Here is a 19,519-nt window from a genome sequence, read left to right on the forward strand (position 1 = left end):
CACAGCGCTAGGGACGGAGAGTGACCAGCAGCCCGCTTTCGTCGGACACCTCCATGCGTTCGATCTGGTCGACGCGGAACGACGTGGAACCGGGAATCCGCTCGTCAGGCGCGTGATCGGAACCCCACCAGCCGCCGACCTCGCGCTGCCCCTTCCGGTCGAACACGATGACCTTGCACCGCCCGCCCGGCTTGACCGCGCCGAGCTTGAACCACATCTCGGTGCCCCAGGTCTTCGAGACCATCGAGACCTCGCCGTTCACGCCGCTGGCCGCGTCCCTGGCGGCCCAGGTCGGCGTGGGCGGCTGGCTCGAGGTGGGCGGCGCAGAAGCGGGCTGCGACGGCGTCTGCCACAGGAAAGAACTGCCCCCGGCCAGCGCGAGCAGGACCAGCACGGCCGCGCACACGATCAGCACGCGGCGCTGGTCGTGCTTCGGCTCGGGCGGGCAGGCGGGGATCTCGTCGAGGTTCTCGACGTCCTCCAGGGTCAGGCGGCCGAGCAGCCCCGGCAGCGGGGCCAGCCGCAGCATCTCGGCCTGACAGCAGTCGCAGTCGCCGAGGTGGCGTTCGAAGGCGGCTCGTTCCTTGAGGTCGAGCGAGCCGAAGAGGTAAGCGCCGACTTCGACGGTGTGCTGGCAGCTCACGCCTCGGTCACCCCTCTTTCCTCCAGTGCGTCGCGCAGCGCCCGCAGTGCGTAGAAACAGCGCGACTTGACCGTGCCCGGCGGTATGCCGAGCGTCTTGGCGGCCTCCGCGACGGTGCGGCGGCGGTAGTACAGCTCGATGACGACCGTCCGGTGCTCAGGCGTGAGCGCTCTCAGCGCCGACGCGATCTGCCACGTCTGCAGCACGTGTTCGACCTGGTCGCTGACCGGCGGGAGGTCCACCGGTTCGAGCGGCACCTCGGTCGCGCGTGCGTTGCGGCGGCGGTAACCGGAGATCACCAGGTTCTTGGCGACCGTGTAGAGCCACGGTGCCGCGTCGTCCGGTTTCAGGTCCTCGTGGTTGCGCCACGCGCGGAGCAGCGTCTCCTGCACGACGTCCTCTGCCTGCTGGTAGTCGCCGTCGACCAGCCGCAGCACGTAGTGCAGCAGCGGGCCCCTCCAGCGGTCGTACAGCTGGATGAGGACGTCTTCTGAGGAGTCCACGATTCCCTACTACGCCGGCTCTCGAAAAACGGTTCAGCGCTCGACGAACCCGGTCAGGTCGCCCCTGGCATCAGACCACTGCTCACCGACAGATTCGACGTGTCCAGGAGTTTCACCCGAACGGAGAGCTTTCAGCAGTTGTTCACACTTCTCCCGCGAACCCTCGGCAACGACCTCGACCCGGCCGTCCGGCCTGTTCGAAGCGCTGCCCACCAGGCCTAGTTCTAGCGCCCTGGCGCGCGTCCACCAGCGAAAACCAACGCCCTGAACCCGTCCACGCACCCACGCGTTTAGTCGCACGTCCACCTCCGAATGGTTGCGTAGTCACGCCAGGTGACTGAAGACGCACTCTGGGGTTGTCACCCATTAGTGGTACGGTCCCGACCCGTGAGTGCCCGCAGCCTCTTACTCGGCCTGCTGATCGGTGCAACCGGAATCGGCGGCCTCGCCCTCTCCGGCACCTCCCCTCTCGGCATCGGCTTCACCAATGCCGCGCAGCAGGAGAGCACCGACGCAGCGAACCAGTTCGGAACGGGCAACGCCGCCGCACCCAACGGCGGCAGACAGCCGTCCGACGGCGGTGACACCAACGGCGGCACGTCCGCACCTCAGACGTCCTCCTCGGTGCCCGCCACCTCGACGACGACCGAGACTCCTTCTTCCACGCCTTCGACGCCGCCGGCCCCGTCCACCACGACGCCACCCCCCGAGGCGCCGAAGCCGCCCGCCCAGACGAAGCCGCCCACCGGTCAGACGCCGGAGCAGGCCGTGCTCGCGCTCGTGAACGACGCCCGCTCCGCCGCAGGGTGCAAGGCCCTCGTGATCGACGACCGCATCACGACCGCCGCGCAGGCCCACAGCACGGACATGGCGACCAAGAAGTACTTCTCGCACACCTCGCAGGACGGCAGGACGTTCGACGTCCGCATGCGCGAGGCCGGTTACCCGAAGCCGGGCGGCGAGAACATCGCGATGGGCTACCCCAACGCCGCCGCCGTCGTCGACGGCTGGATGAAGTCCACCGGTCACCGCGAGAACATCGAGAACTGCAGCTTCACCACGATGGGCGTGGGCCTGGACACCCGCGGCAACTACTGGACCCAGAACTTCGGCCGCTGACCGTTTCGAGCAGGGGAAACTTCGTGTACGAGAGCCCGGAACCGGACTCGCGCTCGCGCTTCTTCCGAGGTGCACCGCAAATCGTCCTAGCTGCCTCAGGCGTCGTGCTGGCGACCGTCTTCGCCGCCGTCGCCTCCCTCGCCGCGGGCGCGAACACCGCGAACGAGTCCCCGGCGACCCAGCCGCCGCGCAAGGAGGCCGTGCGCGACGCCCTGAGCATCGTGCCGACCTCCGCGCCGTCCTCGACCGCCGCGCAGACCACGACGACAGCCGAGACCACGACGTCGGCGACGACCACGACGACGAAGAAGCAGACGCGCGTCACGACCATCACGCGCGCCGACGGCACGACGACGACGGTCACGACCGACGACCCGCCGCCGGTGATCACGTCGAACACCACGACGACCACCAAGGCGTCGACCACGACCACGACGGCCGTCGTCACCACCACGACGACGGCGGACCCGGTCACAACGACGACGACCCCTTAGGGTTACGCCAGTCACCGCCTTGTAACGCAGAGCTACACGAAGGTGTGGCTCCGCTGAGGCTTTGGTGCGTTTCCGCCGATAACTCGAACACAAGTCCATCCGACCGGGTTTCCCCCGAGGAGCGAGTGGTGTTCGAGGAAGATCATCCGCAGTCACCGACCGAGCCTGCCCAGCCGAAGAAGCGCGTGGGCACGGCAGTGATGCTGGCTGCGGGCGGCGTGGTCGTGGCGACGTTGTTCGCCACCGTGGCCTCCATGCTCGCCGCATCGGGCCGCGAGGCGGCCCCGGAACGCACGTCGGCCGACGTGGTGCAGACCATCACCAGCGTCGCACCGGACGGCAGCACCAGCACCGTCGTGGTCACAGTGTCCTCCGGCGCACCGAAGCCGGCATCCGCACCGGACCGCAAGCAGGCGGCCCGCCCGCAGGACCAGCCGAAGCCGGGCACGCCGGACCAGCCGCAGCTGACCACCGCCCCGGCCCAGCCGACGCAGACCGAGACGCAGAGCACGCCGCCTTCGGAGACGGAGCCGCCCACGTCGACCCCTTCTTCTACGGAGTCGCCCACCGCGCCGCCGTCGTCCTCGTCGTCGAGCACCGGCACGCCGGACCCGACGCCCTAGTCCGGCACGGTTCTGAGCGTGGCGGCGGCGGTCCGCCGGATCCGCTTGGTCCGGCCGCCACACCGCGCACAGGAGTCGGCGCGCGTCCGGCACAGCGACCGCGTTCGGACGCAAGATCAGCGAAGCCGGTCGCGCGAACCACAGCGATGGTCCGTCACAGCTCGAACCGGTAGCCCATGCCCGGCTCGGTCAGCAGGTGCCGCGGCCGGGCGGGCTCCGGCTCCAGCTTCCGCCGCAACTGCGCCAGGTACACCCGCAGGTAGTGCGTCTCCTTCTCGTACGCGGGCCCCCACACGTCCCGCAGCAGCTGTTTCTGCGCGACGAGTTTGCCCGCGTTGCGCGCCAGCACCTCCAGAAGTCCCCACTCGGTGGGCGTGAGGTGCACCTCGGCGCCGTCCTTGAGCACGCGCTTCGCCGCCAGGTCGACGGCGAACGAGGCGGTCTGCACGATCGGCTCGTCCTCGGGGCCGGTCGTGGCCGAGCGGCGGACGGCGGCGCGCAGGCGGGCGAGGAGTTCGTCCATGCCGAACGGTTTCGTCACGTAGTCGTCGGCGCCGGCGTCCAGGGCGTCGACCTTGTCGGCCGAGTCGGTGCGGGCGGAGAGGACGATGATCGGCAGGGTGGTCCAGCCGCGCAGGCCTGCGATGACGTCGGTACCGTCCATGTCGGGCAGTCCCAGGTCCAGGACCACCACGTCTGGTTTGCCATCCGCTGCCAGACGAAGGGCCGTGGCGCCGTCGGGGGCGGTGAGGACTTCGTAGCCCCTGGCCGAGAGGTTGATTCGCAGGGCGCGCACGATCTGCGGCTCGTCGTCGACCACCAGTACTTTTGTCACGCGATCCTCTCCTCGGCGGGGAGTGAGATCACCACGGTGAGGCCGCCACCGGGTGTGTCCTCCATGGTGATCGTGCCTCCCATGGCCTCGGTGAAGCCCTTCGCCACGCTCAGACCGAGACCAACGCCACCCGGCGTGCGGTCGCCGAGGCGCTGGAACGGGGCGAAGACCTGGTCCGCGGTGCCGCTGGGCAGGCCGCGGCCGTGGTCGACGACTCGCAGCTCCACCTCGGAGCCATGTGCCGAGGCGCGCAACGCCACGGCACCGGCGTAGCGCACGGCGTTGCCGACGACGTTCGCGATGACTCGTTCGAGCAGGCCCACGTCGGCACGCACGGGCGGCAGTGACTCCGGGACGTCGACCTCGACGTCGCCGCTCTGGCCGACCAGTGCCCGTGCGACGGCCTCGTAGTAGCCGACGGCGCGGAACTGCGGTTCCACGGCGCCGGTGGCGAGGCGCGAGGAGTCGAGCAGGTTGTCGACGAGGCCGGTCAGGCGGTCCGCCGACTCCTCGACCGCCTCCAGCAGCTCGGCGGTGTCGGCGTCCGACAGCGTCAGCTCCGGGTCGCGCAACGAGCCGACGGACGCCTTGATCGAGGTCAGTGGTGTGCGGAGGTCGTGGCCAACGGCGCTCAGGAGTGCGGTGCGCAGTTCGGTGCGAGAGGCCTGGCGCTGGGCGTCGAGGGTCTGCTCGGCCATTCGTTGCTGCCTCAGCGCGAGTAGCGCCTGGCCTGCGGCCGCTTCGAGAACCCGGCGGTCGGACGCGGGCAGCGAACGGCCGCGCAGCGCGAGGTGCACGTCCGGGGTCACGGCGATGTCGACGTCCGCGTCGTCGGGCTCGTCGCACGGGCCGATGCCGACGCACGCGACGCGCTCCCACGAGCCGTCGACACGCTCCAACAGCGCGACGGACGTGAGGCCGAAGTTCTCCTTCACCTTCTCCAACAGCCGTGCGAGTGGCTGCGGGTTCGTCAGCACGGTGCGCGCGTACGACGCGAGGAGCGTGGCCTCGGTGCGAGCGCGCGCCGCCTGGGTCGCACGGCGAGCGGCGTGGTCCACCACCAACGCCGTGGACACGCCCACGATGATCATCGCGAAGAAGGTGAGCACGTTCTGCTGCGCGTCGATGGTGAACGTGTAGAAGGGCTCGGTGAAGAAGAAGTTCAGCAGCAACGCGTTGATCAGCGCGGCGGCGATCGCGGGGCCGAGCCCGCCGACGATCGCCACGACGAGCGTGACCAGCAGGTAGCCGATGACGTTCGTGGAGAAGTTCAGACCGCCGCGCAACGACGCCCCGGCCGCCGTGACCAGTGCGGGACCGGCCACCGCGAGGAACCAGCCCCAAGCGAGCCGGCTCGGCCTCAACGGACTGCCGGCGAACCGGGCGCGCCAGCCGCTGGTCGTCGCCGGATGCGTGACCATGTGGACGTCGATCGCACCAGACTCCTGCACGACCGTGGAGCCGATACCCGCCGAGAACACGCGCGCGAACCGCGAACGGCGCGAGGTGCCGACCACGAGCTGTGTGGCGTTGACGCCGCGTGAGAACTCCAGCAGCGCCGTCGGCACGTCATCCCCGACGACGGTGTGGAACGTGGCACCGACGTCCTCGGCGAGCTTGCGGTACTTCTGCAGTGAGTGCGGATCAGCGCCTGCGAGGCCATCGCCGCGCAGCACGTGCACGACGAGAAGGTCGCCACCCGCGCGCGTGGCGATGCGACGCGCGCGACGGATGAGCGTCTCGCTTTCCGCGCCACCGGTGATGGCGACGACGACACGTTCGCGCGTCTCCCACGTGTCGGTGATCTGCTGTTCGGTCCGGTAGCGCAGCAACGCGACGTCGACCTGATCGGCGACCCAGAGCAGCGCGAGTTCGCGCAGCGCGGTGAGGTTCCCGACGCGGAAGTAGTTGCCGAGCGCGGCGTCGATCTTGTTCGCCGCGTAGACGTCGCCGTGAGCGAGCCTGCGGCGCAGAGCTTCCGGCGTGAGGTCGACGAGCTGGATCTGGTTCGCTTTGCGCACGACCTCGTCCGGCACCGTTTCCTTCTGCGGTACGCCCGTTATGCGGTGAACGACGTCGTTCAGGGATTCCAGGTGCTGAATGTTGACCGTGGACAGCACATCAATCCCGGCTTCGAGGAGTTCCTCGACGTCCTGCCACCGTTTTGCATTACGGGATCCCGGTGCGTTCGTGTGCGCCAGTTCGTCGACGACGGCAACCTGCGGCGCACGGGCCAGCACGGCGTCGACGTCCATCTCGGTGAGCTCGACGCCACGGTGCTCGGAGCGCCTGCGCGTGACGACTTCCAGGCCTTCTGCCAGGTCAGCGGTCTTCGCACGACCGTGGGCCTCGACGAATCCGACGACCACGTCCGTGCCGCGTTCCCGCCGGCGGTGCGCCTCCCCGAGCATGGCGAACGTCTTGCCGACACCGGGAGCGGCGCCGAGGTGGATGCGGAGCTCGCCACGTCTGGTTTTCGGACTCACCGGACCAGTCTGCTCCTGGACCGAGGTGGGCCGTTCGGGGGTACGCGCTGCGCCACACGGGTAAACGAGTGCGCCTTCCCACAGTTCTGACCGCAGATCTGTCTCGTTGAATCATGCTTCAGCCCGGCGCCCGTTCGAGTGAGCTTCGCTGCGCTTTTTACGCCGTTTACCAGCACATTTAAGTGTGTCGGACGCGCGCCGTGACACCTCGCGTCACCACAACGGCCGAATGGGTTATCGGCAGTTGGCGGATAGCGCGCGGAGCGTGAATGAGGGAAAGTGCCAGGGTTCGTGTCCGAATTCGGACAATCACATGCGCGCGGAGAAACGATGCCCACCACCGTCACCAACCACGAGGCACTTCAACTCGTGGTGGCCGTGCACCGGCTGGTGCGAAGTCTTCGACAGGCCGCTCCGGCCCGTCGTTTGCAACCCACCCAGTTATTGGTGCTGTCAGAACTGAGCGCCCACGGCCCGATGCGGATCGGCGAGATCGCCGTGCGCGCGCTGTGTTCTCAGCCGACCGCTACAACCGTCGTGACCAGCTTGGAGTCCACTGGCCTCGTCCGAAGAGAGCCTGACGCAGCCGACGGCAGAGCAACGATAGTCGTGCTCACCGAAGTCGGCCGCGACACGATCCTGTCGCTCGCTCACGGCGAAGCCGAACTATTGAGTGAAAGAATGTCCGAACTTTCCCCAGAAGACAGAGAACACCTGCGCTCGGCCATGCCGATTTTGCGCCACCTGGCCGACCCACAGCAGAACAAGTAGGAGCGGGACCCCCCGACGGGTCCCGCTCCTTCGATTACTTGCTGGGTGACACAGAAGTAGGTGGCACCGAGCTCGGAGTCGCGCTCGCAGAACTCGGCGGTTCCGCACTCGACGGTGATGACGGAGCGGTCACGGTCGGTTCCACTGTGTAACAGCGGCCGTTTTCGTAAGCGACCTTCGGCCGCGGATAGCGGTTAGCGGGAATGACCGGCTCAGGGCCGTTGTCGGAGTCGTAGCAGCTGGAGTAGCCCTGCCGCGCGTTGATCGGCTGGCCGTCCTGGTCGTACAGCGTCACGTTCGAGAGCAGCTTGCCGTTCTCGTCGTACACGTAGATGTTGTCGTACGTCTCCATGACGGGCCCCGAGTACGACGAGCGCGACGCGTTGTACCCGAGCTGTCCCGCGGTCACGTCGATCACCTGGAACAACAGACCCACCGCCAACGCCGAGGCGGGCAGGCTGAACCACAGCCAGCGCCGGTCGACCTTGGCGCGCGGCCCGGCGAACACCGACACCACGGCGACGGCGGCGATCGCGAGGAACCCGAGGATGTCGCGACCGGCGAGCAGCACGGCACCAAGACCGAGCAGCCCCGCCCGCACCAGCCACCAGGCGGGCTGCAACGACCTGAGATAGGTGATCGCCCGCTCGGCCGGCGTGCCCGGCTCCGGCGTCAGCCACTTCTTGAGCCTGATCGTCTCCGGCAGGTTCATGATCTCCTGCTGCGCGGGCCCCCGGTCGTTCACGAGCGCCAGGCTCAGCACGAGGATCACCGCGGGCAGGAGCAGGATCGCCGGCTCCCGCAGCGCCGCCGCCCCCGCGAGCAACGTGACGCCGGTGGCCCCCACGAGCCCCCAGGCCGCCGCCCGTGGCCGGGTCAGCAGCTGCTTCTTGGTCGTGACCGGCAACCGCTCGGTCCGCGGCGGGTACCCGGCGGCCTGCCGGAGCTCCTGCGCGTACTGCTCGGGCGGCCCGAGCCGCTGCTCCAAGGTCTCGTTCTCACCGAGCTCGGACGACAGTTCGGCGATGTGCGCCTCGACGTCCTCCATGATCTCGGCGACCTCGTTGGGAGGCAGGTCGTCGAGGCCGGCACGCATCCCGGTCAGGTAGTACTCGACACCGAGCGCTTGCGTGTTCATGCTGCGACCTCCTCGAGCAGGCCGTCCAGCGTGCTGGCGAACGACCTCCACGTCTCCCTCGACTCAGCCAGGCGCGCCCGCCCGGTCTCGTTGATGCTGTAGTACTTGCGGTGCGGTCCCTCTTCACTGGGCACCACGTACGAGGTCAGCATCCCCGCGTTGTAGAGCCGCCGCAGCGTCCCGTACACCGACGCGTCGCCCACTTCGTCCAATCCCCCGGCGCGCAGTCTGCGCACCACGTCGTACCCGTACCCGTCGTCCTTGCGCAGAACCGCAAGGACGGCCAGGTCCAGCACCCCTTTGAGCAGTTGACTGGTGTCCATGGCCCCCTCCGACCCTCGGCTTGGTGGTCGAAATCGGCGAAGCCCATTTTGATCACCAAACGAACTCCGCTTTGGGGAGTGTCACTGTTGCGCCGTGGACAGTACTACGCAGTGCGCAGTACTGTCTAACGCGCGTTACGGCTTCGAGATTTGAGACGCGGAACAAGGGTTTGACTACAGGACGTTCAGGCGCGTGCGCGGGTTGTCAGCACGGCTGCGGAGCAGAGGAAGAAGCCTCAAGCCCTGGGGCGAGGCTGGCAACGCGGGCACGAGTACGAGGAGCGGTTCATGAACGGCTCCCGCACGATGGCGGCACCGCACCGCTTGCACGGCCTGTTCTCCTGGCCGTACGCGTTGAGTGACCGGTCGAAGTACCCGGACTGCCCGTTGATGTTGACGTACAAGGCGTCGAACGACGTCCCGCCCTGGCCGAGCGCCTCACGCATCACGTCGGTGGCGTGGTCCAGCAGCTCGGCGGCCTTGGGTTTCGTGAGCTTGTCCGTCATGCGGGTGCCGTGCAGCTTCGCGCGCCAGAGGGCCTCGTCGGCGTAGATGTTGCCGATGCCGGACACGAGGGTCTGGTCGAGCAGGGCACGTTTGATCTCGGTGTGACGCAGGCGCAACGCGCGCACGGCAGCATCACGGGAGAACAAAGGGTCCATGGGGTCGCGGGCGATGTGTGCGACCGAGTCGGGCACCAGGGTGCCGTCGACTTCGACCAACTCGGCCAGCGCTAGGCCGCCGAAGGTGCGTTGGTCGACGAAACGCAGCTCTGGTCCGCCGTCGGAAAACCGGAAGCGGACGCGCAGATGCTTCTCGTCGGGGGCCGACGAGGGCTGGACGAGCATTTGGCCGCTCATGCCCAGGTGCGCGAGCATGGCGGCCTTGTCAGCCAGTTCGACCCAGAGGTACTTGCCGCGGCGCCTGGCGGCGGCCATTGGCTGGCCTGCCAGGCGCGCGCAGAAGTCCAAGGAACCCATGTCGTGCCGGCGGATGGCGCGTGGGTGCAACACCTCTACCGAGGAGATGACCCTGCCGGCGACGTGGGCTTCAAGGCCGAGGCGTACTACCTCGACCTCCGGGAGTTCGGGCACGTCAGGCTTCGGACTTGCCCTCGTCGAGGGGCTGCGCGTCGATCACGGCGGCCTGCGGCTTGGTGGGCTTGAGAACCCACACCCCCGCGCGGCTCGTGTCCCTGACCAGCACAAGGCCCTGGATTCCTCCACTGCGGGAGGTGTTCACCGGCCCGCGAGCGGTGCGGGTGCGGCGGTTCGTGCGGTTCCTGGTCGCATACATTGCGGTCTCAGTCTTCCTCGGTTGGGGAGATCCCTGGCGTCACCGAGGCGCCATTCTGTCCGTTCTTGGCCCTGACCGACTCCTGCTCGGCCTTGGCCCGTTCCGACAGAACATGATAAGCCGCTTCAGCGGCTTTCTGCTCGGCTTCCTTCTTGGTGCGCCCATCACCCTTGCCGTAAGGCTGGCCACCGACGAGCACCGTTGCGGTGAACTCCTTGCGGTGGTCCGGCCCCTGGTCGTCCACGCGGTACTCCGGGACGCCGAGGCTGGCTTGAGCGGTGAGCTCCTGCAGGCTTGTCTTCCAGTCCAGTCCAGCACCCAAAAGCGGAGCTTTGGCCAAGAGCGGATCGAACAGCCGGTGAACGAACGTTCGTGCGGTATCGATACCGAACTGCAGGTACACCGCACCGATGACGGCTTCGAGGCCGTCAGCGAGAATGCTTGCCTTGTCCCTGCCGCCGGTCAGCTCTTCGCCACGACCGAGCAACAGGTGTGCACCGAGCCCGCCGTCACTCAGGTTGCGCGCCACGCCGGCCAGTGCGTGCATGTTGACCACGCTGGCACGGAGCTTCGCGAGCTGACCTTCGGGAAGGTCGGGATGGGTGCGGTAGAGGTGGTCGGTGACGACCAGCCCCAACACCGCGTCTCCCAAGAACTCGAGACGCTCGTTCGGCGGCAAGCCGCCGTTCTCGTACGCGTAAGACCGGTGGGTGAGCGACAGCACGAGCAGCTCGGCGTCCAGGTGGACGCCGAGCGCTTCGAGCAGGTCCGCGCGGTCCGCTTGCGGTGCGCGCGGCGGCTTTCCCCCCACTACGTCGCCGAGGAGATCAGGCCGGCTGAGCGACCTGGCGGCCAGCGTACTGACCACAGGCCGGGCAGGCGACGTGCTGCGGCTTCGGCTGGCGGCAAGCCTTGTTGGAGCACGCCACCAGGTGCACGGCAGACGTCTTCCACTGGGAACGGCGCGCGCGGGTGTTCGAACGCGACATTTTCCGCTTCGGGACGGCCACGACTACTTCTCCTCCGAGTTGTCATCGTCGAACCGCTCTTGCAACGCGGCCCAACGAGGGTCAATCGTCTCATGCCCGTGGTCGGGCCCGAGCTCCGCCCACCTGCCACCACACTCGGAGCAAAGCCCCTTGCAGTCCGGCTCGCAGAGCGGTGCCTGCGGCAGCGCGAGAACGATGGCGTCCCGCACCACAGGCTCGAGGTCGATCAGATCGTTGACGATCCGGCTGACCTCGTATTCATCCGTGGTCTCGTCCGTGGTGCTGTCCGGCCACGCGTAGAGCTCCGTGACCCGGACTTCAACCTCATCGGTGAGCGGCTCGAGACACCTCGAGCACTCCCCTTCGACCTTCGCGGACGCTGTCCCCGTCACGAGCAGGCCCTCCACGACCGATTCGATCAGGAGGTCCAGCTCAACTTCCCCGCTCTCGGGCACCGCGATCACCCCGAGCAGCCCCACACCTTCGCCGGGAACCGACCTCACGAGGGGTCGGCTTAGACCGGCGCGACGGCCGATGTCCCTGGTGTCGATGACCCAGGGACTGGATGCTGTGGGACGCGTGGACGCGTGACGATGCTCAGTCATGATTTCGGGTTTTGCCGGCGGGGACCTACCACGTCCAGCCGGTCCAGGGTACGGGACGACGCCCCCGCGCGTGAAATCGGCAGGTGATCGCACCTGTCCGACGTAGCGCGAATCACACGTTCAGTCGACCTGGGACCGGGCTGGTTCGTCAGGAACCGTAGTCGAACGGCGCCGCGGCACCCGCGACGGCCGGTCCGCGCAGGTGCGAACGGCCCTTGCCGACCGACCTGAGCGTGTGTGCGAGGAGGTCCTCGAAGTCCGCGAGCTTGCCGTCCACGTACGCGTCGCACTCCGACCGCAGCCGGATGGACTCGTTCTGGGCGGCGTCGAGCAGGCGTGCCGCCTCGGCGTGCGCCGTGCGGACGACCTCCTGCTCGTTGACGAGCCTGGCCTGCTCGGCGCGGCCGTCCTCGGTGGCGCGCTCGTAGTTGGCGCGGCCCGCCTGGATCATGCGCTCGGCCTCGGCGTGCGAGCGACCCACCAGGTCGTCGTACTCCTGGCGGCCGGCGGCCACGGTCCGTTCGGCCTGGTCCTCCGCCTCGGCGATCATCCGCTCGGCACGGGCGCGCGCGTCGGACAGCATCGCCTCGGCCTCGGCCTGCGCCTCGGCGAGCATGCGGTCCGCGTCGGCGCGTGCCTTCGACACGCCGGACTCGGCCTCGTGCTTGGCCTTGCCGACGACCTCGTCACGGTGGTCCAGCACGTCCTGCGCGTCGTCGAGCTCCGCGGGGATCGCGTCGCGCACGTCGTCGAGCAGTTCGAGCACATCGCCGCGCGGCACGACGCAACCCGAGGTCATCGGAACTCCGCGCGCTTCCTCGACGATCGTGACGAGCTCGTCGAGTGCCTCGAACACCCGGTACACGTCTCACTCCCTAACCCCTGTGACTCCCACCCACAAGTGTGCCCTGCCGATCTCTTCGGGAGAGGGAGATCGGCAGGGCGTGTCAGGATTTGCCCACATCCAGCCGGGGAGAAACGTGAAGATCACAATCAGGCGGGCGACGGCCGCCGATGTCCACCCGATCGTGGCAATGCTGGCCGACGACCCGCTCGGCGCGCAGCGGGAGAAGCCCGGCGATCCGGCCTACCTGAAGGCGTTCGAGGTGATCGACGCCGACCCGCACCAGCACCTGGCCGTGGCGGTCGACGGCGACGAGGTCGTGGGCACGCTGCAGCTGACGTTCACGACGGGCCTGTCCCGCCTGGGCACGACCCGCGCGACCGTGGAGGCCGTGCGGGTCCGCTCCGACCAGCGCGGCAACGGCCTCGGCGAGCATCTGATCAGGTGGGCGATCGACGAGGCGCGCGCACGCGGTTGCGGCATGGTGCAGCTGACGACGGACGCGTCACGCGTGGACGCGCACCGGTTCTACGAGCGGCTCGGGTTCGCCGCGTCGCACGTGGGGATGAAGCTCGTCCTGGACTAGCGCGTCTCGGCGAGGCGCTGCTGCAGCCGCTGCTCGATGGAGGCGGGCAGCAGCGTTGAGACATCGCCACCGTACGTCGCGACCTCCTTGACCAGCGAGGACGCCAGGTAGGAGTACTGCGGGCTGGCCTGCATGAACAGCGTGTCGACGCCGGTGAGCTGGTGGTTCATCTGCGCCATCTGCAGCTCGTAGTCGTAGTCGCTGACCGCGCGCAGGCCCTTCACGATGGCCTTGATGTTGTTCTCGCGGCAGTAGTCGACCAGCAGGCCGTGCCAGGAGTCCACGCGCACGTTGTCCCACTGCGACGTGACCTCGCGCAGCATCTCCTGCCGCTCCTCGACGTCGAACAAGGTGCGCTTGTTCTTGTTGATGAGCACAGCGACGACAACCTCTTCGAAGAGGTGCGCGGCTCTCCCGATGATGTCCAGGTGACCGTTGGTTACCGGGTCGTAGGAGCCGGGGTACACGGCACGCGTCATGAGCCGGACGTTAGCACCCGATCGGACGCCTCCAGGCGTGTCCGTGGTTCTCGTCACCCATCAGCACGCACCTGGGCCCAGTACACAGCCGTGTCCCCGTAACGCTTGGCACGCAAGGATTCCACCTCTTCCGGCCACGCTGGTTCGGCACTTCGCGAAGCACGTTCCACGATCAAGATGGCGTCAGCGGTGAGCCTCGGCACGATCCCGTGGAGCACCTTGGCGAGCTCGTCGTCACCCACGGCATAGGGCGGATCGGCGAACACGACGTCGAACTCCTCCCCTTCGGCCAAGACATAAGCCTCAGCCGTGCGATTCACGACCACCGCGTTCGCGAACCCGAGCTCCTGGGCGTTGCCCTTGAGCACGTCGGCGGCCCGCTTGTCCGACTCGACGAACGTCGCGTGCCCAGCGCCCCTGCTCAGCGCCTCCAGCCCCAGCGCCCCCGACCCGGCGTACAGGTCAAGCACCCGCACGCCGTCGAGGTCGATCAACGCCTCGAGCGAGCTGAACAACGCCTCCCGAACCCGGTCGGACGTGGGCCGCGTGCCCTTGGGCGGAACCTTGAGCCTGCGGCCTCCCGCCGTCCCGGCAACGATTCGTGTCACCACCCCATCGTCCCAGGTGCGTCAGACCCGCATGACCCCCACCGCGACCCGGATGGGCGGCGACGCCGAAGGCGAGCCGTCCTTACCGCCAACGCAACCCTCACATCAACAGGCAGCCGCCCAAAGCAACAGGCGTGCCATCTGCCCGCTCATGGCCCCCCCCCGATCAGATTGCCGGGGGTCTGGGGGCAGCGCCCCCAGGAAAACGCACGCAACGCAAGGTCGCCGCCCGCAAGCCAACCCACCCGCAAGGTCGCGACCCGCAAGCCACCCCACAACAGACGCCTCAGGCGAGCGCCTGCCACCACCCGTCAACCTCGCCCGGCTTGTCCACATCGACCCGCTCCCCCGGCCGAGGCACGGCCAACGTCACCCCACGCGCCTTGGCCTCCCGCCAGATCCGGTCGATCGGCTCCCCCCAAGGGTGGAACCCGAGGTTGAACGTCGCCCAGTGCACCGGGATCAACAGCCCGCCGCCGACGTCGTCGAACGCCCGGACGCCGTCCTCGGGCGTCATGTGGATGTCCGGCCACGCATCGTCGTACGCACCGACCTGCATCAACACCGCGTCGAACGGTCCGTGCGCCGTCCCGATCGCCTTGTACCCCTCGAAGTACCCGGTGTCGCCGCTGTAGAACACCGACCGCGCCCCACGCTTGATCACCCAGGACGCCCACAACGTGACGTTGCGCTGCACCGAACGCCCGGAGAAGTGCTGAGCCGCGGTGCAGGTGAGGGTGAACCCGTCCACGGAGTGCGACTCGTCCCAGTCCAGCTCGACGATCCGGGCAGCGGGCACGTCCCACCGGGCCAGGTGCGCACCAAGCCCCAACGGCACCACGAACACAGCGGAAGTGCTCGACGTCAACGCCTGCACGGTCTGCATGTCGAGGTGGTCGTAGTGGTCGTGCGAGATCACCACGGCGCTGACAGCGGGCAAATCCGACAACTGGTGCGGAACCGGGTGCAGCCGCTTGGGGCCGACGCGCGTCGAAGGTGAGACGCGGTCGCTCCACACCGGATCGACGAGCACCGCGGCGCCGTCGATCTCGATCAGCGCGGAGGCGTGGCCGTACCAGGTGATGTGCAGGCCCTCGGACACCGGCGCGGCGGGTCCCACGAGCGGGACCGCGACGGACGGCTTGCGGTCCTCGCTGCCGAAGACGAAGTCGCGGATGGAGAAGGAGTCGCGGTCAGGGACCGTGCGGACTTCCTTGTCGTTGTGGAACTTCCCGTCGCGGTAGCGCGGTGAGCGCGCCATCCTGGCCGGGTCGGGCTTGCCGCCCAGCTGCTTCGGCACGTCCTTCAGCGCCCACGCCACCCCTGCCAGGCCGAGCAGGCCGGCCAACGCCTTCTTCATGATGCGAATCCCTCTTCCCTGTCCCCGTGACCGGTGCAACGCAGGGAATCGTCGTGGAGTTCCGCGCTCCTCGCACCACGAAGGGCCCGGCCTCGAGACGAGACCGGGCCCTTCGGGACCAACGACTTACTCCAGGACGATCAGCAGGTCGCCGCCTTCGACCTGCTGGGCGCCGCGCAGCGCCAGGCGCGCGACGACACCGGCCTTCGGGGCGGTGATCGCGGCCTCCATCTTCATGGCCTCGATCGTCGCGACGGTCTGACCGGCGTCGACCTGGTCGCCCTCGGCCACCACCGCCGTCACCACGCCGGCGAACGGGGCCGCCACGTGGTTCTGGTTCGTGCGGTCGGCCTTCTCGGCGGCCGGGATGTCGGCGGCCACCGAACGGTCGCGGACCTGGATCGGGCGCATCTGGCCGTTCAGGGTCGCCATGACCGTGCGGATGCCTCGCGCGTCGGCCTCGGAGATCGCCTCCAGGCCGATCAGCAGCCGCACACCCGGCTCCAGGTCGACGGAGTACTCCTCGCCCGGACGCAGGCCGTAGAAGAAGTCCTTGGAACGCAACACCGACGTGTCGCCGTAGGCGTCGCGGTGCGTGCGGAACTCCTTGGTGGGCCCGGGGAACAGCAGCCTGTTCAAGGTCGCCCGGCGGTCGTCGACGAGACCCGCCTCGTCCTCGGCGGAGAGCTCCTCGACCGGCTTCGGCGCGGGACGGCCCTCCAGCGCCTTGCTGCGGAACGGCTCCGGCCAGCCACCGGGCGGGTCGCCCAGTTCGCCGTGCAGGAAGCCGATGACCGACGCCGGGATGTCGAACTTCCCGGGGTCCGCCTCGAAGTCCTTCGGCGAGACGCCCGCGCCCACGAGGTGCAGCGCGAGGTCGCCGACGACCTTGGACGACGGCGTCACCTTCACGAGGTGGCCGAGCATGCGGTCGGCGGCCGCGTACATCGACTCGATCTCCTCGAACTTCTCACCGAGGCCGAGAGCGACGGCCTGGGTGCGCAGGTTCGAGAGCTGACCACCGGGGATCTCGTGGTGGTAGACGCGGCCGGTCGGGCCGGGGATGCCGGACTCGAACGGCGCGTAGATCTTGCGCACCGACTCCCAGTACGGCTCCAGGTCGCAGACGTTCTGCAGGTCGAGGCCGGTGGAGCGCTCGGTGTGGTCGGTCAGCGCCACGATCGACGACAGCGGCGGCTGCGACGTCGTGCCCGCCATCGACGCGGTCGCGCCGTCGATCGCGTCCACGCCCGCCTGGATCGCCGCGAGGTACGTCGCCAGCTGGCCACCCGCCGTGTCGTGCGTGTGGAGGTGGACCGGGAGGTCGAACTCCTTGCGCAGCGCGGTGATCAGGCGCGACGCGGCCGGAGCCCGCAGCAGGCCGGCCATGTCCTTGACGCACAGCACGTGCGCGCCGGCGCCGACGATCTGCTCCGCCAGCTTCAGGTAGTAGTCCAGTGTGTACAGACGCTCGTCCGGGTTGGACAGGTCGCTCGTGTAGCACAGGGCGACCTCGGCGACCGCCGTCCCGGTCTCGCGCACGGCCTCGATCGCCGGGCGCATCTGCTCGACGTCGTTCAGCGCGTCGAAGATCCGGAAGATGTCGATGCCGGTGTTCGTCGCCTCCTGCACGAACGCTTTGGTGACCGCCTCCGGGTACGGCGTGTAGCCGACCGTGTTGCGGCCGCGCAGCAGCATCTGCAGGTTGATGTTCGGCACGGCCTCGCGCAGCGCGGCGAGGCGCTCCCACGGGTCCTCCGCGAGGAACCGCAGCGCCACGTCGTACGTCGCGCCGCCCCAGCACTCCAGGGACAGCAGCTGCGGCGTCATGCGCGCGACGTGCGGCGCGACGGCGAGCAGGTCCTTGGTGCGCACTCGGGTCGCGAGCAGCGACTGGTGGGCGTCGCGGAACGTCGTGTCCGTGACACCGACGGCCTTGCTCTCCCGCATCCACCGCGCGAAGCCCTCGGGACCGAGCTCGACCAGCTTCTGCTTGGACCCGGCGAGCGGTTCCGCGTTGAGGTCGATGACCGGCAGCTTCTCGCGCGGGTCGACCGCGGTCGGGCGGGTGCCGTTCGGGTGGTTGACGGTGACGTCGGCGAGGTAGGTCAGCAGGCGCGTGCCGCGGTCGGCCGAGTGGCGCGCCGTCAGCAGGTGCGGGCGCTTCTCGATGAACGACGTGGTGACGCGGCCCTCGTAGAAGTCCGGGTCGTCCAGGACCGCCTGCAGGAACGGGATGTTCGTGGAGACACCGCGGATGCGGAACTCCGCGATCGCGCGACGCGCACGGGCGACGGCGAGCTCGAAGGTGCGGCCGCGGCACGTGAGCTTCACGAGCATCGAGTCGAAGTGCGGGCTGATGGCCATGCCAGCGCCCGCCGTGCCGCCGTCGAGGCGGATGCCGGAACCACCCGGCGAGCGGTAGGCGCTGATCGTGCCGGTGTCCGGGCGGAACCCGTTGGCGGGGTCTTCCGTGGTGATGCGGCACTGCAGAGCCGCGCCGCGCAGCTGGACGGTCTCCTGGGACAGGCCCAGGTCCTCCAGCGTCTCGCCGGACGCGATGCGCATCTGCGACTGCACCAGGTCGACGTCGGTCACCTCTTCGGTGACCGTGTGCTCGACCTGGATGCGCGGGTTCATCTCGATGAAGACGTAGTGGCCCTGCGGGTCGAGCAGGAACTCCACGGTGCCGGCGTTGCGGTAGCCGATGTGCCGCGCGAACTTCACCGCGTCGGCGCAGATGCGGTCGCGCAGCTCGGGCGCGAGGTTCGGCGCGGGCGCGATCTCGATGACCTTCTGGTGGCGCCGCTGCACGGAGCAGTCGCGCTCGAAGAGGTGGATCACGTTGCCCTGGCCGTCGGCGAGGATCTGCACCTCGATGTGGCGCGGTTCGACCACGGCCTGCTCGAGGAACACGGTCGGGTCGCCGAACGCCGACTCCGCCTCGCGGGACGCCGCCTCGAGGGACTCGCGCAGCGCGCCGGGTTCGTCGACCTTGCGCATGCCGCGGCCACCGCCACCGGCGACGGCCTTCACGAACACCGGGAAGCGCATCGTCTTCGACGCTTCGAGCAGCTCGTCGATGTCGGAGGACGGCGGGCTCGACTCCAGCACCGGCAGCCCGGCCTCGCGGGCGGCGGCGATGGCGCGCGCCTTGTTGCCCGTCAGCTCCAGCACCTCGGCGACGGGGCCGACGAAGGTGAGACCTGCCTCACGGCACGCCATGGCCAGTTCGGGGTTCTCGGACAGGAAGCCGTAACCGGGGTAGATCGCATCGGCGCCGGCCTTGCGGGCCGCCTTGATGATCTCCTCGACGGAGAGGTAGGCGCGGACGGGATGTCCGGGCTCGCCGATCTCGTAGGACTCGTCCGCCTTCAGGCGGTGCAACGAGTTGCGGTCCTCGTGAGGGAAGACGGCGACCGTTCCCGCGCCTAGTTCGTAGGCGGCGCGGAACGCGCGAATCGCGATCTCGCCGCGGTTGGCGACAAGAACCTTGCGGAACATCCGTGCCCTCCCGGTGTTACTCGGCAGTCATCAGTCGTGGCACGTTACCGTGCGACTCTTGCCTGTTGGGAGGACCGTCCCACGTGATGGGTGTCATCCTGATCGGTCTTGTTCACACGGATTCTCGCGTGGTGAGAGCAAAGTGGATACCCACCACCCGGTCAGACTGCGGCCGGTAGTGGGTTTAACCAGATCGAGTGACGATCTTCGCGACTATCTCGGTAGGGTGAGCCATATGGCCGGGGCTGATGGAGCCGGGCAGCCTACTGCCCGCACACCGCATTTCGACGTTGTCCTTCGTGGTTACAACCAG

The 19,519-nt window shown here is 68.5% G+C and carries 22 protein-coding genes; 5 read left to right on the top strand and 17 right to left on the bottom strand.

Annotated elements, in window-relative coordinates; all coding sequences use genetic code 11:
- Positions 1 to 7: 7 nt before the first annotated feature.
- The 3 genes from DFR72_RS06400 to DFR72_RS06410 are packed head-to-tail and all read right to left on the bottom strand — an operon-like array spanning position 8 to position 1,452.
- A complete protein-coding gene (locus DFR72_RS06400) occupies positions 8 to 643 on the bottom strand; it encodes an anti-sigma factor family protein (protein ID WP_090066429.1) in 636 nt (211 codons plus the stop codon).
- On the bottom strand, positions 640 to 1,146 hold the full coding sequence (locus tag DFR72_RS06405) for a sigma-70 family RNA polymerase sigma factor (RefSeq protein WP_090066430.1): 507 nt from the start codon (positions 1,144 to 1,146) through the stop codon (positions 640 to 642). The genes DFR72_RS06400 and DFR72_RS06405 overlap by 4 nt, the downstream gene beginning before the upstream one ends.
- Positions 1,147 to 1,179: 33 nt before the next feature.
- A complete protein-coding gene (locus DFR72_RS06410; protein WP_090066431.1) occupies positions 1,180 to 1,452 on the bottom strand; it encodes an acylphosphatase in 273 nt (90 codons plus the stop codon).
- A gap of 81 nt (positions 1,453 to 1,533) precedes the next feature.
- On the opposite strand from DFR72_RS06410, the gene DFR72_RS06415 reads away from it, so the two are divergent.
- The 3 genes from DFR72_RS06415 to DFR72_RS45365 all read left to right on the top strand — a co-directional run bounded on the left by DFR72_RS06415 (position 1,534) and on the right by DFR72_RS45365 (position 3,382).
- Positions 1,534 to 2,265, top strand: a complete 732-nt coding sequence (locus tag DFR72_RS06415) for a CAP domain-containing protein (RefSeq protein ID WP_245982587.1) — start codon at positions 1,534 to 1,536, stop codon at positions 2,263 to 2,265.
- A 104-nt stretch (positions 2,266 to 2,369) separates the two neighbouring features.
- Positions 2,370 to 2,759 (top strand): hypothetical protein, encoded by a 390-nt coding sequence (locus DFR72_RS06420; RefSeq protein WP_090066433.1) that lies wholly within the window; start codon positions 2,370 to 2,372, stop codon positions 2,757 to 2,759.
- Between the two features lie 128 nt (positions 2,760 to 2,887).
- Positions 2,888 to 3,382, top strand: a complete 495-nt coding sequence (locus DFR72_RS45365) for a hypothetical protein (protein ID WP_170176153.1) — start codon at positions 2,888 to 2,890, stop codon at positions 3,380 to 3,382.
- 154 nt (positions 3,383 to 3,536) lie between these two features.
- On the opposite strand, the gene DFR72_RS06430 is transcribed toward DFR72_RS45365, so the two are convergent.
- Both DFR72_RS06430 and DFR72_RS06435 read right to left on the bottom strand, forming a co-directional pair.
- Positions 3,537 to 4,217, bottom strand: coding sequence for a response regulator (locus DFR72_RS06430; protein WP_090066435.1), 681 nt, complete (start codon positions 4,215 to 4,217; stop codon positions 3,537 to 3,539).
- Positions 4,214 to 6,703, bottom strand: a complete 2,490-nt coding sequence (locus DFR72_RS06435; protein WP_245982589.1) for a sensor histidine kinase — start codon at positions 6,701 to 6,703, stop codon at positions 4,214 to 4,216. The genes DFR72_RS06430 and DFR72_RS06435 overlap by 4 nt, the downstream gene beginning before the upstream one ends.
- A gap of 330 nt (positions 6,704 to 7,033) precedes the next feature.
- On the opposite strand from DFR72_RS06435, the gene DFR72_RS06440 reads away from it, so the two are divergent.
- Positions 7,034 to 7,474 (top strand): MarR family winged helix-turn-helix transcriptional regulator, encoded by a 441-nt coding sequence (locus DFR72_RS06440; protein ID WP_090066436.1) that lies wholly within the window; start codon positions 7,034 to 7,036, stop codon positions 7,472 to 7,474.
- A 34-nt stretch (positions 7,475 to 7,508) separates the two neighbouring features.
- On the opposite strand, the gene DFR72_RS06445 is transcribed toward DFR72_RS06440, so the two are convergent.
- The 8 genes from DFR72_RS06445 to DFR72_RS06480 all read right to left on the bottom strand — a co-directional run bounded on the left by DFR72_RS06445 (position 7,509) and on the right by DFR72_RS06480 (position 12,690).
- Positions 7,509 to 8,612 carry a DUF1700 domain-containing protein gene (locus tag DFR72_RS06445; protein ID WP_090066437.1) on the bottom strand — a complete coding sequence of 368 codons (1,104 nt, stop codon included), beginning with the start codon at positions 8,610 to 8,612 and terminating at the stop codon, positions 7,509 to 7,511.
- Positions 8,609 to 8,935, bottom strand: coding sequence for a PadR family transcriptional regulator (locus DFR72_RS06450; protein ID WP_090066438.1), 327 nt, complete (start codon positions 8,933 to 8,935; stop codon positions 8,609 to 8,611). The genes DFR72_RS06445 and DFR72_RS06450 overlap by 4 nt, the downstream gene beginning before the upstream one ends.
- 236 nt (positions 8,936 to 9,171) lie before the next feature.
- Positions 9,172 to 10,029: a bifunctional DNA-formamidopyrimidine glycosylase/DNA-(apurinic or apyrimidinic site) lyase gene (gene mutM / locus DFR72_RS06455; RefSeq protein WP_090066439.1), complete on the bottom strand. Its 858-nt coding sequence runs from the start codon at positions 10,027 to 10,029 to the stop codon at positions 9,172 to 9,174.
- Between the two features lies 1 nt (position 10,030).
- Positions 10,031 to 10,231, bottom strand: coding sequence for a hypothetical protein (locus DFR72_RS06460; protein WP_090066440.1), 201 nt, complete (start codon positions 10,229 to 10,231; stop codon positions 10,031 to 10,033).
- 7 nt (positions 10,232 to 10,238) lie between these two features.
- The gene (gene rnc / locus DFR72_RS06465) at positions 10,239 to 11,042 is read right to left on the bottom strand and encodes a ribonuclease III (RefSeq protein WP_090066441.1); all 804 of its coding nucleotides are present in this window, start codon (positions 11,040 to 11,042) and stop codon (positions 10,239 to 10,241) included.
- A 16-nt stretch (positions 11,043 to 11,058) separates the two neighbouring features.
- Positions 11,059 to 11,241, bottom strand: a complete 183-nt coding sequence (gene rpmF, locus DFR72_RS06470; RefSeq protein WP_030467958.1) for a 50S ribosomal protein L32 — start codon at positions 11,239 to 11,241, stop codon at positions 11,059 to 11,061.
- A gap of 2 nt (positions 11,242 to 11,243) precedes the next feature.
- Positions 11,244 to 11,825: a YceD family protein gene (locus DFR72_RS06475; protein ID WP_090066442.1), complete on the bottom strand. Its 582-nt coding sequence runs from the start codon at positions 11,823 to 11,825 to the stop codon at positions 11,244 to 11,246.
- A gap of 148 nt (positions 11,826 to 11,973) precedes the next feature.
- Entirely contained in the window at positions 11,974 to 12,690 is a 717-nt protein-coding gene (locus DFR72_RS06480) for a DivIVA domain-containing protein (RefSeq protein WP_090066443.1), read from the bottom strand.
- 121 nt (positions 12,691 to 12,811) lie between these two features.
- Here DFR72_RS06480 and DFR72_RS06485 point away from each other — a divergent pair, with 121 nt between their 5' ends.
- Positions 12,812 to 13,255 (top strand): GNAT family N-acetyltransferase, encoded by a 444-nt coding sequence (locus DFR72_RS06485; RefSeq protein ID WP_281273317.1) that lies wholly within the window; start codon positions 12,812 to 12,814, stop codon positions 13,253 to 13,255.
- Here DFR72_RS06485 and coaD read toward each other — a convergent pair.
- The 4 genes from coaD to DFR72_RS06505 form a co-directional block, all read right to left on the bottom strand.
- Entirely contained in the window at positions 13,252 to 13,734 is a 483-nt protein-coding gene (gene coaD, locus DFR72_RS06490) for a pantetheine-phosphate adenylyltransferase (protein WP_090066444.1), read from the bottom strand. The two genes, DFR72_RS06485 and coaD, sit on opposite strands and share 4 nt — an antisense overlap.
- Before the next feature lie 53 nt (positions 13,735 to 13,787).
- Entirely contained in the window at positions 13,788 to 14,342 is a 555-nt protein-coding gene (rsmD, locus tag DFR72_RS06495) for a 16S rRNA (guanine(966)-N(2))-methyltransferase RsmD (RefSeq protein ID WP_090066760.1), read from the bottom strand.
- 286 nt (positions 14,343 to 14,628) lie between these two features.
- Complete coding sequence (locus tag DFR72_RS06500) at positions 14,629 to 15,702, bottom strand: MBL fold metallo-hydrolase (protein WP_090066445.1); 1,074 nt, start codon at positions 15,700 to 15,702, stop codon at positions 14,629 to 14,631.
- A 126-nt stretch (positions 15,703 to 15,828) separates the two neighbouring features.
- A complete protein-coding gene (locus tag DFR72_RS06505) occupies positions 15,829 to 19,206 on the bottom strand; it encodes a pyruvate carboxylase (protein WP_090066446.1) in 3,378 nt (1,125 codons plus the stop codon).
- Positions 19,207 to 19,519: the final 313 nt, after the last annotated feature.

Source organism: Lentzea flaviverrucosa (assembly GCF_003350445.1).
Taxonomy (GTDB): Bacteria; Actinomycetota; Actinomycetes; order Mycobacteriales; family Pseudonocardiaceae; genus Lentzea; species Lentzea californiensis.

What these genes read in the sequence shown, in the direction of transcription:
- coaD (WP_090066444.1), bottom strand. Translation starts at nt 13,734, where the DNA reads ATGACGCGTGCCGTGTACCCCGGCTCCTACGACCCGGTAACCAACGGT.
- DFR72_RS06505 (WP_090066446.1), bottom strand. Translation starts at nt 19,206, where the DNA reads ATGTTCCGCAAGGTTCTTGTCGCCAACCGCGGCGAGATCGCGATTCGC.
- DFR72_RS06450 (WP_090066438.1), bottom strand. Translation starts at nt 8,935, where the DNA reads ATGGACACCAGTCAACTGCTCAAAGGGGTGCTGGACCTGGCCGTCCTT.
- DFR72_RS06475 (WP_090066442.1), bottom strand. Translation starts at nt 11,825, where the DNA reads ATGACTGAGCATCGTCACGCGTCCACGCGTCCCACAGCATCCAGTCCC.
- DFR72_RS06440 (WP_090066436.1), top strand. Translation starts at nt 7,034, where the DNA reads ATGCCCACCACCGTCACCAACCACGAGGCACTTCAACTCGTGGTGGCC.
- DFR72_RS06445 (WP_090066437.1), bottom strand. Translation starts at nt 8,612, where the DNA reads ATGAACACGCAAGCGCTCGGTGTCGAGTACTACCTGACCGGGATGCGT.
- DFR72_RS06460 (WP_090066440.1), bottom strand. Translation starts at nt 10,231, where the DNA reads ATGTATGCGACCAGGAACCGCACGAACCGCCGCACCCGCACCGCTCGC.
- DFR72_RS06500 (WP_090066445.1), bottom strand. Translation starts at nt 15,702, where the DNA reads ATGAAGAAGGCGTTGGCCGGCCTGCTCGGCCTGGCAGGGGTGGCGTGG.